Here is a 12,922-nt window from a genome sequence, read left to right on the forward strand (position 1 = left end):
CAAGCTCCCTCGCCACAAAGGTTGTGTCAGCTCTTACAACCCACCCGTCGCCTGAAACCCTACGCCAAGCACCGTCAGCACCGACAACGGCAACAGCAACGTGTCGAGCAACGCGCTGGCCGGCAGGTCCAGGCCAGGGTAACTCGGTGCCTCGGCGCCGAAACGGTCTTTGGCGCAGCACCCGCCGTCCAGCGCATACAAGTCCAGGCGCATGCCCGAATACACCACCGGTGCGCCGGGCTGGGCCGCGTTCAAGGTACGTGCCGTGGCGCACCCGCCCAGTTGCAGGGCGAGCGCCAGGCACAGCAGTTTATTCATCACTGCTCAGGTGATGCTCACCCCAGCGCGGCAGCATGTCTTGCGGGATGTTCAACAGGTTGAGAATCCGCGCCACGACAAAATCCACCAGATCATCGATGGTCTGCGGCTGGTGATAGAAGCCCGGTGAGGCCGGCAGAATCGTCACGCCCATGTTCGACAGCTTGAGCATGTTTTCCAGGTGGATACTCGAATACGGCGCCTCACGCGGCACCAGAATCAACTGTCGCCGCTCTTTCAACGTGACGTCGGCGGCGCGTTCGATCAGGTTGTTGCAGGCACCCGAGGCAATCGCCGACAAGGTCCCGGTGGAACACGGCACCACCACCATCGCGGCGGGCGAACCGGAGCCCGAAGCCACGGGCGACATCCAGTCCTCCTTGCCATACACGCGAATCTGGCCGGCGGCAGCGCCGGTGTATTCGGTGAGGAAGGCCTGCATCATCTGGGTCTTGGGCGGCAACGAGACGTCCGTCTCGGTGGCCATCACCAATTGCGCAGCCTTGGAAATCAGGAAGTGCACTTCGCGGTCTTCACGCACCAGGCAGTCCAGCAGGCGCAAACCGTACTGGGCGCCGGATGCGCCGGTCATCGCCAGCGTGATGCGATCCGGGCCGTTGTTCATTGCAGCGCCTCGGCCAATTTGCCGTGCAGGCCGCCGAAGCCCCCGTTGCTCATGATCACCACGTGAGTGCCGGGTTGGACCTGGCTTTTGACACGCTCGATGATGCCGTCCAACGAATCGCTGACCACCGACGGCACCGTGCACCGTGCAGCGGTCGCCGCCAGATCCCAACCCAGATTGGCCGGCGCGTACCAGATCACCTGATCGGCATCGACCACGCTTTCCGGCAAGCCGTCACGGTGCGCGCCGAGCTTCATCGAGTTGGAGCGCGGCTCGATGATCGCGATCAACGGTGCATCGCCGATGCGTTTGCGCAAGCCGTCGAGGGTGGTGGCGATGGCCGTCGGGTGGTGGGCGAAGTCGTCATAAATAGTGATGCCGTTGACCTGCGCCACGACTTCCATCCGCCGCTTCACGCTTTTGAACGCGCTCAACGCCGCGATCCCCATGGCCGGCACCACGCCGACATGACGCGCCGCCGCCAACGTGGCCAAGGCGTTGGCCACGTTGTGCTGGCCGGTCATGTCCCACTCGACCACGCCTTGGGCAACGCCTTCAAACATCACTTCAAACCGCGAGCCGTCTTCACTGAGCAACTTGACCTGCCACTGACCGCCGTTGCCGGTGGTTTGCACCGGGGTCCAGCAACCCATTTCGATCACACGCTGCAAGGCCGGCTCGGTGGTCGGGTGAATCACCAGGCCTTCGCTCGGAATGGTCCGCACCAAGTGGTGGAACTGTCGCTCGATGGCCGGCAGGTCGGGGAAGATATCGGCGTGATCGAACTCAAGGTTGTTGAGGATCGCGGTGCGCGGACGGTAGTGAACGAACTTCGAGCGTTTGTCGAAGAACGCGCTGTCGTATTCATCGGCTTCGATCACGAAGAACGGTGTGTCGCCCAGACGCGCCGACACGGAGAAGTTCTGCGGCACGCCACCGATCAGGAAACCCGGCGCCATACCGGCATATTCCAGCACCCAGGCGAGCATGCTGCTGGTGGTGGTCTTGCCGTGAGTACCGGCAACCGCCAGCACCCAACGACCTTGCAGCACATGGTCGGCCAGCCATTGCGGACCGGAGACGTAAGGCAGGCCTTTGTTCAGCACGTACTCAACGGCCGGGTTGCCACGGGACATGGCATTGCCGATCACCACCAGGTCCGGTGCCGGATCGAGTTGCGCCGGATCGTAACCTTGGGTCAATTCAATGCCCTGGGCCTGCAACTGAGTACTCATCGGCGGATAAACGTTGGCGTCGGAGCCCGTCACGCGATGGCCCAGCTCTTTGGCCAGAACCGCCATCGAACCCATGAAAGTGCCGCAAATACCCAGAATATGAATGTGCATAGTCAACCTCGTAAACATCGAGGCAGGTTAGCGTAGGGTGGGAAAAATCGCACTCTTTAGTGAGATGACCACGACCACTGTGGCGAGGGGGCTTGCCCCCGTTCGGCTGCGCAGCAGTCGTAAACCAGGTACATGCGATATATCCGGGAAATCGAGATTGCAGGTTTTGGGGCCGCTGTGCGGCCCAACGGGGGCAAACCCCCTTGCCACAAGGTATGCCCCATGCGGTTCAACGGGCAATCCCATGCTTGCGCAGCTTTCTATAAAGCGTATTACGACTGACCCCCAGTTGCTCGGCGGTGTGGGTCATGTGCCATCGCTGCTGCTCCAACGCATTGAGCAGCGCCAGGCGCTCGGCATCGTCCAGCGGATGTTCCGACACTTCATCCACAGGCGCCAAGGCCTGAACCGGCCGGCCCTGGCGAATCATCACCGGCAGGTCCTCAAACCCGATCCGTCCCTCTTCACACAACGCCGCCAAGGTTCGCAGCACATTGCGCAACTGCCGCACGTTGCCCGGCCAGGCGAAATCCAGCAGCGCCTGACGCGCCGGGTGCTCGATGAACAGCGCTTCAGCGCCTGACTCTTCGGCCAGCAGGAAGTCGAGCAACTGGGATTTGTCGCTGCGTTCGCGCAACGCCGGCAAACCGATTTCCAGACCGTTGAGCCGGTAGTACAAGTCTTCGCGGAAACTGCCGTCCTGCACCCGATCCAGCAAATCACGGTGCGTAGCGCTGATGATCCGCACGTTGACCGCTTGCGGCTCGCCGCCGATGGGCACCACCAGCCGATCTTCCAGCACCCTTAATAGCCGGGTCTGCAGGGCCAGCGGCATGTCGCCGATTTCGTCGAGGAACAACGTCCCGCCATCGGCCCTGCTGCAACTTGCCGCGCATGCCTTCCTTGCGGGCACCCGTGAAACTGCCGCCGCGATAACCGAACAGTTCGCTCTCGATCAGGCTCTCGGGAATCGCCGCGCAGTTGAGCGCAACGAAGGCTTTGTCGGCCCGTTGGCTGGCCTGATGCACCGCTTTGGCAAAGGCCTCTTTGCCTGAACCGGTTTCACCGTTGATCAGCAGCGGCACGTCGCGCTCAAAGACCCGCAAAGCTTTGCGAAAATCGTTCTGCAAGCCTTCATCGCCCAGGCAAATACCCGACAACCGTGGGCGCTCGGCAACGATAGGCGTTTGAACCACCGGCGTCGGCACGCTGCGCGGCTGCCCGCGCAACAATGCAAACAACACGCGCCCGTCACGGGTGCGCAACGGCCAACTGGCGCTGGCGTTCACGCTGGCGCGGCCGAGCAATTCGTCGAGCGAGCAATCGAAAAACGCCTCGACCGGTTTGCCCAGCAAACCGCCGCGAATATGCCCCAGCAGGTTCAGCGCACTCTGGTTGACCGCGCTGATCCGCCCTTCCCCGTCGAACGCCAGCAACCCTTCGCTGAACAACCCGACCGACTCGGCCTGCAAGTGGAAGCGCAGCAGCCATTGATTGTCGAAGTAGCGCAGGAAATAGCAGCTCTCGATCATCTTCGCCGAGAGATTGACCAGGGCCATGGTGTGGAACTGACTCTGGCGCGAGACATCGTGACGCGCCGACGACACGTCGAGCACCGCCAGCAGTTCACCGTGCGGATCGAACACCGGGCTCGCCGAACAGGTCAGCCCGGTGTGGCGACCGCGAAAGTGTTCGTCCTGATGGATTGTCAGCGACTGGCGTTCCACCAGGCAGGTGCCGATACCGTTGGTGCCTTCGCAGGCCTCGCTCCAGTCAGCGCCAAGCCAAAGACCGGCACGCTCGAAAGTCTTGCGTTCGGCTGGCGCCGTGACGCAGTTGAGGATCACACCACGGGCGTCGGTCAGCAGCACCGCATGACCGGCGCCGGAGAGTTGTTGATGCAGGCTGGTCATCTCGTTGCCGGCGATGTGCAGCACTTGCTGCAAGCGCTCGCGGCTTTCCAGCACCCGACCGTGTTCAAGGACGGTTGGCGCCATGGTCAGGGCCGGGTCGAGGTGATAATCCTCAAGGCAGCGCAACCAGGAACGGGCGATGGACGGATCGCTGCCAGGCCCCTGCAAGCGGGATTTGCCTTGAGTCACGGTCAGCACTTGCTGAGCGTGGCGGCTTAAATGGGTGTTGTGCATTTCTTATTGTTCTCCCCGAATGCTGTGCTGGGACCCCGTGAAGGGCTGGCACCACCTTGTGGCGAGGGAGCTTGCTCCCGCTCGAGTGCGTAGCGCTCGCAAAAAACATGATCGGCAGACATTTTGGAGCCGCTTCGCAGCTCAGCGCGAGCAAGCTCCCTCGCCACAGAACGCCCAGCATCCTCCAGCACCGGGCGCATTGCAATGCCGGCCTGACCGTCAAGTCACAGGCTGCGCCACAAGCGGTACAAAGTGTCACGACACCTGTACCGCATCCGTCACAGAGTCCATTTTCATCCAGCGCAAACACCCTATAACCCCTTGATTTAACTGACTTGCGCAGCACTGGCCCGACCTTTGCTCTACGCTTATACAAGCGCTTACTGCGCGTACTCCCTTATAAGCACAAAAGCCAAGGAGACATTCATCATGCGTTACGCTCACCCAGGTACTGAAGGCGCTATCGTCTCGTTCAAGAGCAAATACGGTAACTACATCGGCGGCGAGTTCGTCGCGCCTGTCAAAGGTCAGTACTTCACCAATACCTCGCCGGTCAACGGCCAACCGATTGCCGAATTCCCTCGCTCCACGGCTGAAGACATCGAAAAAGCCCTGGACGCAGCCCACGCCGCTGCCGATGCCTGGGGCAGCACTTCTGCTCAGGCGCGCTCGCTGGTGCTGCTGAAAATCGCCGACCGCATCGAACAAAACCTGGAACTGCTGGCAATCACCGAGTCCTGGGACAACGGCAAAGCCGTGCGTGAAACCCTCAACGCCGACATCCCGCTGGCCGCCGACCATTTCCGTTACTTCGCTGGCTGCATTCGCGCCCAGGAAGGCAGTGCCGCCGAAATCGATGGCAATACGGTTGCGTATCACATTCACGAACCGCTGGGCGTGGTCGGGCAGATCATCCCGTGGAACTTCCCGATCCTGATGGCCGCCTGGAAACTCGCCCCGGCCCTGGCCGCCGGTAACTGCGTGGTGCTCAAGCCTGCCGAGCAAACCCCACTGGGCATTACCGTGCTGATGGAGCTGATCGGCGACCTGCTGCCGCCCGGCGTACTGAACGTGGTGCAAGGGTTCGGCAAAGAAGCTGGCGAAGCCCTGGCCACCAGTAAACGCATCGCCAAGATCGCCTTCACCGGCTCGACCCCGGTCGGCTCGCACATCATGAAATGCGCCGCCGAAAACATCATTCCGTCCACCGTGGAACTGGGCGGCAAGTCGCCGAACATCTTCTTCGCCGACATCATGCAGGCCGAACCGACCTTCATCGAAAAAGCCGCCGAAGGCCTGGTGCTGGCGTTTTTCAACCAGGGCGAAGTCTGCACATGCCCATCGCGGGCCCTGGTGCAAGAGTCGATCTACGACGACTTCATGAAAGTGGTCATGAAAAAAGTCCTGCAAATCAAACGTGGCGACCCGCTGGACACCGACACCATGGTCGGCGCGCAGGCGTCCGAGCAACAATTCGACAAGATCCTTTCGTACCTGGAAATCGCCAAGGGCGAAGGCGCCGAGCTGCTGACCGGCGGCAAGGTGGAAAAACTCGAAGGCAGCCTGGCGACCGGGTATTACATCCAGCCGACCCTGCTCAAGGGCACCAACAAAATGCGCGTGTTCCAGGAGGAAATCTTCGGCCCGGTGGTGAGCATCACCACCTTCAAGGACGAAGCCGAAGCCCTGGCCATCGCCAACGACACCGAGTTCGGCCTCGGCGCCGGTCTCTGGACCCGCGACATCAACCGCGCCTACCGCATGGGCCGGGCGATCAAGGCCGGGCGCGTGTGGACCAACTGCTACCACCTGTACCCGGCGCATGCCGCGTTCGGCGGGTACAAGAAGTCCGGCGTCGGCCGTGAAACCCACAAAATGATGCTCGACCATTATCAGCAGACCAAAAACCTGCTGGTGAGCTACGACATCAATCCGCTGGGCTTCTTCTAAAAACCGGGGGCGATGCAGATATTTCTGTGTCGCCCTTTCAACCGCTTTCGCGAGCAAGCCCGCTCCCACAGGGGTTTTGTGGTGAATCCACCAGTCTGGGCTGACACAAGTCCACTGTGGGAGCGAGCTTGCTCGCGATGGCGCCCCAACTGACACAACACACATCGCCTGGCCGCTCTGGCACGGGCCTTGCGTACCCGTGATTCAGGATTTTCAACACAACAGCCGCTGCGTGAACAGCGTTCATCAACCCGACAACCACACCTGAAAGTCCAACAGTTCAAACAATAAAAAAGACAGAGAGGACTTATGACTACAACAACCACGCTCAAACCCACACTCGGCACCCTGCACCTGTGGGGTATTGCCGTCGGCCTGGTGATTTCCGGCGAGTACTTCGGCTGGAGTTACGGCTGGGGCACCGCAGGCACCCTGGGTTTTCTCGTCACCGCGTTGATGGTGGCGACGATGTACACCTGCTTCATCTTCAGCTTCACCGAATTGACCACCGCCATTCCCCACGCCGGCGGGCCGTTTGCCTACAGCCGACGGGCCTTTGGTGAGAAGGGCGGACTGATCGCCGGGATCGCCACGCTGATCGAGTTCGTCTTCGCGCCACCAGCCATCGCCATGGCCATCGGCGCCTACCTCAACGTGCAATACCCGGACCTGGACCCGAAAATCGCCGCGGTCGGCGCCTATTTCGTGTTCATGGGCCTGAACATCCTTGGCGTCAGCATTGCCGCGACCTTCGAACTGGTGGTGACCGTGCTGGCAGTGGCCGAGTTGCTGGTGTTCATGGGCGTGGTTGCGCCGGGCTTCAGCTTCAGCAACTTCGTGCTTAACGGCTGGTCTGGCTCCAATGAGTTCACGATCGCCTCGATCCCCGGCATCTTTGCTGCCATTCCATTCGCCATCTGGTTCTTCCTCGCCATTGAAGGCGCGGCCATGGCCGCCGAAGAAGCCAAGGACCCGAAACGCACCATTCCACGGGCCTATGTCAGCGGCATCCTGACCCTGGTGTTCCTGGCGATTGGCGTGATGGTCATGGCCGGTGGCGTGGGCGACTGGCGCCAACTGGCGAACATCAACGATCCGCTGCCGCAGGCGATGAAAGCCGTGGTCGGCAATAACTCCAGCTGGATGCACATGCTGGTGTGGATCGGCCTGTTCGGCCTGGTGGCAAGCTTCCACGGGATCATTCTTGGCTACTCGCGGCAGTTCTTCGCCCTCGCCCGTGCCGGTTACCTGCCCCGCGGCCTGGCCAAGCTGTCGCGTTTCCAGACCCCGCACCGAGCGATCCTGGCGGGCGGCGTGATCGGCATCGCGGCGATCTACAGCGACGGCCTGGTCAACCTGCAAGGCATGACCCTGACGGCGGCGATGATCACCATGTCGGTGTTCGGCGCCATCGTGATGTACATCATCAGCATGCTCAGCCTGTTCAAACTGCGCAAAACCGAGCCCCTGCTGGAACGCACCTTCCGTGCGCCGGGGTATCCGATCGTACCGGGCATTGCGCTGTTCCTGGCGGTGGTCTGCCTGGTGGCGATGGCCTGGTTCAACACCCTGATCGGGCTGATCTTCCTCGGGTTCATGGCGGCAGGCTTCATCTACTTCCAACTGACCGCCAAGCAGCGTTCCGACGCACCGGCGGACGCTATGCTCACAGGTATCTGAGTGCACCGGTGCCGGGCGAATCTCCCGGGGCCTGCTTTATGGAAGTGCACTGAGACCCCGTGTGGGAGCGAGCTTGCTCGCGATAGCATCGCCTAGGTATGACTGACACACCGAGGTGCCTGAATCGCGAGCAAGCTCGCTCCCACAGGGGGTCAGCGGTGAATTTGAGTCATTTATAGAACCAGGAGGACACCGCCCATGGCTGCATTTGCCCATACCGTCGGCGCCCAGACCTACCGTTTCGACGACCTCAAGGACGTCATGGCCAAGGCCAGCCCGGCACGTTCCGGGGACTTTCTGGCCGGGGTCGCGGCCCTCAACGACGGCGAGCGGGTCGCCGCGCAAATGGCGCTGGCTGACATCCCGCTCAAACATTTCCTGCAAGAAGTGCTGATTCCGTACGAATCCGACGAAGTCACCCGGCTGATCATCGACACCCACGACGCCGCAGCCTTTGCGACCGTCAGCCACCTCACCGTTGGCGGTTTTCGCGACTGGCTGCTCAGCGATGCCGCCGACGAGCAGAGCCTGCGGGCCCTGGCCCCCGGCCTGACCCCGGAAATGGCCGCCGCCGTGTCGAAAATCATGCGCGTGCAGGATTTGGTATTGGTGGCACAGAAAATCCGCGTGGTGACTCAGTTTCGCGGCACCCTGGGCCTGCGCGGCCGCTTGTCGACACGCCTGCAACCCAACCACCCCACCGACGAACCGGCCGGCATCGCCGCGAGCATTCTCGACGGCCTGCTCTACGGCAACGGCGACGCGATGATCGGCATCAACCCGGCCACCGACAGCATCGCCTCGATCTGCGCCATGCTGGAAATGCTCGACGCGGTGATCCAGCGCTACGAAATCCCGACCCAGGCCTGTGTGCTGACGCACGTCACCACCTCCATCGAGGCGATCAACCGTGGCGTGCCGCTGGACCTGGTGTTCCAGTCCATCGCCGGTACCGAAGCGGCCAACGCCAGTTTCGGCATCAGCCTGAGCGTATTAAAAGAAGGCTACGAAGCCGGTTTGAGCCTCAATCGCGGCACGTTGGGGCAAAACCTGATGTATTTCGAAACCGGCCAGGGCAGCGCCCTGTCGGCCAACGCCCACTTCGGTATCGACCAGCAAACCTGCGAAACCCGCGCCTACGCCGTCGCGCGGCACTTCAAGCCGTTTCTGGTGAACACCGTGGTTGGCTTCATCGGCCCGGAATACCTCTACAACGGCAAACAAATCATCCGCGCCGGCCTTGAAGACCACTTCTGCGGCAAATTGCTCGGCGTGCCCATGGGCTGCGACATCTGCTACACCAACCACGCCGAAGCCGACCAGGACGACATGGACACCCTGCTGACGCTGCTGGGCGTGGCCGGGATCAACTTCATCATGGGCATCCCCGGCTCCGACGACATCATGCTCAACTACCAGACCACCTCGTTCCACGACGCGCTCTACGCCCGCCAGACCCTGGGCCTGAAACCGGCGCCGGAGTTCGAGCAATGGCTGGCCAAAATGGGCATCTTCACCCAAGGTGACGGCAAGGTGCATTTCGGCAACAACCTGCCACCGGCCTTCCGTCAGGCCCTGGCGCAACTGGGATGAGTGATCTGCTGATGGATAAACCACCCGTCGACCCGCAAAACCCCTGGCTGGAACTGCGCAAACTGACCCCGGCGCGTATTGCACTGGGCCGCACCGGCACCAGCCTGCCGACCGGCGCACAGCTGGATTTTCAGTACGCCCACGCCCAGGCCCGCGATGCGGTGCACCTGCCATTCGATCACCCCGGCTTGAGCACCCAACTGGCCGAACGCGGGCGTGACAGCCTGCTGTTGCACAGCGCCGCCACTGATCGCCACAGCTACCTGCAACGCCCGGACCTGGGCCGCAAGCTCAGCGATGCATCGGCGCAAACGCTGCGTGAATACGCTCACGCCCATCCCGGCGGGGTCGATCTGGCGGTGGTGGTGGCCGATGGTCTGTCGGCACTGGCCGTTCATCGGCACACCTTGCCGTTTCTGGCGCGCATGGAAGAACAGACCGAAGCCGAAGGCTGGTCGCTGTCACCGGTGATTCTCGTGGAACAGGGCCGGGTCGCGGTGGCGGATGAAATCGGTGAGCTGCTGGGCGCCAAAATGGTGGTGATCCTGATCGGCGAACGCCCTGGCCTCAGCTCTCCAGACAGCCTCGGGTTGTATTTCACCTATAATCCAAAGGTCGGCCTGACGGACGCCTATCGCAACTGCATCTCCAACGTGCGGCTCGAAGGCTTGAGCTACGGCATGGCCGCGCACCGCTTGTTGTACTTGATGCGTGAGGCCTGTCGGCGGCAGTTATCCGGGGTCAATTTGAAGGATGAAGCGCAAATTCAGACACTTGAGACGGACACAGGTGGCGATATGAAGGGCAATTTCCTGCTGAGTCCGCCGGATGCCTGAGCCGTTCCCCGATTGCGCATTGGCTACGCTTTGGGGCAGCATCGACGAACGGCTGCCCGAGTAATGGACCCATTGCCGTCATACCCACTGGAAGTTGAGGCCTAGCATGCGGATTACTCAAGCAACCCTCGAACACCTGGACCTGTTGACGCCATTGTTCGTCAAATACCGCGAATTTTATGGCGCGCTGCCCTATCCCGACTCGTCCCGGGCCTTTCTGGAAAAGCGCCTGCGACGCAAGGAATCGGTGATTTACCTGGCCTTGCCCGACGATGACGACAACAAACTGCTGGGTTTCTGCCAGCTATACCCAAGTTTTTCGTCGCTATCGCTCAAGCGCGTGTGGATTCTCAACGACATCTATGTCGCTGAAGACGCCCGCCGACAACTGGTCGCCGACAACCTGATGCGCACCGCAAAAAAAATGGCCAAGGAAACCCAGGCCGTCCGTATGCGCGTATCCACCAGCAGCGACAACGACGTGGCGCGCAAAACCTACGAGTCCATCGGTTTTCGCGAGGACACCGAGTTCAAGAACTACATCTTGCCGATCAGCGACGAGTTGTAAGGCGCTTCCCAGTGAGGTGGGCTTCTGTGGCGAGGGGCTTGCCCCCCGCAGGAGGACGGCGCACTTCCAAAACCCGAGCGCACGACCTGTCGTGCGAAATCCGTCAGTGGGCCTACAGTCCTTCCAGGACAAATGGGGCAAACGCCGAAGCATTCCCGTCGACATCCCCCGCTACAAACTCGACACGCTTTTCACCTCCTGGTCCGTATAATGCCGGTCTTTTCGGACCGTAAGAAAACCTACACCTGCGTGTAGCCTTCTACTCTGACGTCATCGCACAGGCCTGCCGAGCCGGGCCATCACCACAGGTGCCAAGCATGGATTTCAACCCGATCGACCTGATTCTGCATCTCGACGTCTACCTCGACATGCTGGTAACCAACTACGGGCCGTGGATCTACGCGATCCTGTTCCTGGTGATCTTTTGTGAAACCGGACTGGTGGTCATGCCGTTCCTGCCGGGTGACTCGCTGCTGTTCATCGCCGGCGCAGTCGCCGCAGGCGGCGGCATGGACCCGGTGCTGCTGGGCGGTTTGCTGATGCTCGCGGCGATTCTGGGCGATAGCACCAACTATGTGGTGGGGCGAACGGCCGGCGAGAAGCTGTTCAGCAACCCGAACTCGAAGATCTTCCGCCGCGACTACCTGCAACAAACCCATGACTTCTACGACAAACACGGTGGCAAGACCGTGACCCTGGCGCGCTTCCTGCCCATCATCCGGACCTTTGCGCCGTTCGTCGCCGGCGTGGCAAAAATGCCTTACGCACGCTTCTTTGGCTTCAGTGTATTCGGCACCATCCTGTGGGTCGGCGGCCTGGTGACCCTGGGTTACTTCTTCGGCAACGTGCCGTTCATCAAGAAAAACCTGTCGCTGCTGGTGGTGGGCATCATCCTGCTGTCGCTGGTGCCAATGATCATTGGCGTGGTCCGTAATCGGCTGGCCAACGCGAGCTCCAAAGCCGAATCGCGCTGATCGAGCATGTGGCCCCTGAAGGCCTGGCGCCGTCGGCGCACCCTGGCCAGGCACCCTGTTACTGACGAAACCTGGCAACGGGTGCGCCAGCAACTGAGCTTCCTCGACGGCCTGACGGACGTCGAGGACCAGTGGCTGCGCGAAGCCGCCGTGCTTTTCCTGCAAGACAAACACCTGACCTGCCTGCCCGACGTTGAACTGCACCAGGAGCAACGCCTGTTGCTGGCTGCACAAGCCCAACTGCCGCTGCTGCACCTGGGCGATCTGAACTGGTATCAGGGTTTTCACGAAATCGTACTCTACCCCGACGACTTTCTCAGCCCGCAGCGCCATCGCGATGCCAGCGGTGTCGAGCATGAGTGGGACGGCGAGCACAGCGGCGAAGCCTGGCAACAGGGGCCGATCATCCTTGCCTGGCCCGGCGTGATGGCCAGCGGTGGCTGGGAAGGCTACAACCTGGTGATCCACGAACTGGCGCACAAACTCGACATGCTCAACGGCGACGCCAATGGCTTGCCACCGTTACACGGCGACATGCGCGTCAGTGACTGGGCACAGGTGATGCAACAGGCCCTACGACGACCTGAACCGGCAACTGGACCACAACCCGGACGCCGAAACAGCGATTGACCCTTACGCCGCGGAAAACCCGGCCGAGTTCTTCGCCGTAACCAGTGAATACTTCTTCAGCGCCCCGGATTTGCTGCACGACACTTATCCACAGGTCTACCGGCAACTGACGCTGTTTTACCGCCAGGACCCGCTGAGCCGCCTACGGCAACTGCAAGCCGAACACCCGGCTTATCGCGAACACGACTAAGGTCTGTACGACCCTTGGTACGTGGCATCGACGGCAGAATATGCCTATAATCGCCGCCACTTTTT

At 61.4% G+C, this 12,922-nt stretch carries 9 protein-coding genes and 2 pseudogenes; 7 read left to right on the forward strand and 4 right to left on the reverse strand.

Annotated features, from left to right (window positions below):
* Window positions 1-33 precede the first annotated feature (33 nt).
* The 4 genes and pseudogenes from AABM54_RS22845 to AABM54_RS22860 all read right to left on the reverse strand — a co-directional run bounded on the left by AABM54_RS22845 (window position 34) and on the right by AABM54_RS22860 (window position 4,436).
* Entirely contained in the window at window positions 34-318 is a 285-nt protein-coding gene (locus tag AABM54_RS22845) for a YceK/YidQ family lipoprotein (RefSeq protein WP_347902220.1), read from the reverse strand.
* Window positions 311-943 carry a flavin prenyltransferase UbiX gene (ubiX, locus tag AABM54_RS22850; protein WP_347902221.1) on the reverse strand — a complete coding sequence of 211 codons (633 nt, stop codon included), beginning with the start codon at window positions 941-943 and terminating at the stop codon, window positions 311-313. The genes AABM54_RS22845 and ubiX overlap by 8 nt, the downstream gene beginning before the upstream one ends.
* Entirely contained in the window at window positions 940-2,289 is a 1,350-nt protein-coding gene (gene mpl, locus AABM54_RS22855) for a UDP-N-acetylmuramate:L-alanyl-gamma-D-glutamyl-meso-diaminopimelate ligase (protein ID WP_347902222.1), read from the reverse strand. The genes ubiX and mpl overlap by 4 nt, the downstream gene beginning before the upstream one ends.
* 229 nt (window positions 2,290-2,518) lie before the next feature.
* Window positions 2,519-4,436 (reverse strand): annotated as a pseudogene (locus AABM54_RS22860) (sigma-54-dependent Fis family transcriptional regulator).
* Window positions 4,437-4,865: 429 nt separating this feature from the next.
* Here AABM54_RS22860 and AABM54_RS22865 point away from each other — a divergent pair.
* From AABM54_RS22865 to AABM54_RS22895, 7 genes and pseudogenes are all read left to right on the forward strand, one after another.
* Window positions 4,866-6,386 (forward strand): aldehyde dehydrogenase family protein, encoded by a 1,521-nt coding sequence (locus AABM54_RS22865; protein WP_347902223.1) that lies wholly within the window; start codon window positions 4,866-4,868, stop codon window positions 6,384-6,386.
* A gap of 309 nt (window positions 6,387-6,695) precedes the next feature.
* Complete coding sequence (gene eat, locus AABM54_RS22870; RefSeq protein ID WP_347902224.1) at window positions 6,696-8,066, forward strand: ethanolamine permease; 1,371 nt, start codon at window positions 6,696-6,698, stop codon at window positions 8,064-8,066.
* Between the two features lie 198 nt (window positions 8,067-8,264).
* On the forward strand, window positions 8,265-9,659 hold the full coding sequence (locus AABM54_RS22875; protein ID WP_347902225.1) for an ethanolamine ammonia-lyase subunit EutB: 1,395 nt from the start codon (window positions 8,265-8,267) through the stop codon (window positions 9,657-9,659).
* Window positions 9,660-9,670: 11 nt separating this feature from the next.
* On the forward strand, window positions 9,671-10,495 hold the full coding sequence (gene eutC, locus AABM54_RS22880) for an ethanolamine ammonia-lyase subunit EutC (protein WP_347906287.1): 825 nt from the start codon (window positions 9,671-9,673) through the stop codon (window positions 10,493-10,495).
* Window positions 10,496-10,601: 106 nt separating this feature from the next.
* On the forward strand, window positions 10,602-11,063 hold the full coding sequence (locus tag AABM54_RS22885) for a GNAT family N-acetyltransferase (protein WP_347902226.1): 462 nt from the start codon (window positions 10,602-10,604) through the stop codon (window positions 11,061-11,063).
* 317 nt (window positions 11,064-11,380) lie between these two features.
* Window positions 11,381-12,037, forward strand: a complete 657-nt coding sequence (locus AABM54_RS22890; protein WP_347902227.1) for a DedA family protein — start codon at window positions 11,381-11,383, stop codon at window positions 12,035-12,037.
* A gap of 6 nt (window positions 12,038-12,043) precedes the next feature.
* Window positions 12,044-12,857, forward strand: a pseudogene (locus AABM54_RS22895) (zinc-dependent peptidase).
* Window positions 12,858-12,922 lie beyond the last annotated feature (65 nt).

Source organism: Pseudomonas purpurea (genome assembly GCF_039908635.1).
GTDB classification, from domain to species: Bacteria; Pseudomonadota; Gammaproteobacteria; order Pseudomonadales; family Pseudomonadaceae; genus Aquipseudomonas; species Aquipseudomonas purpurea.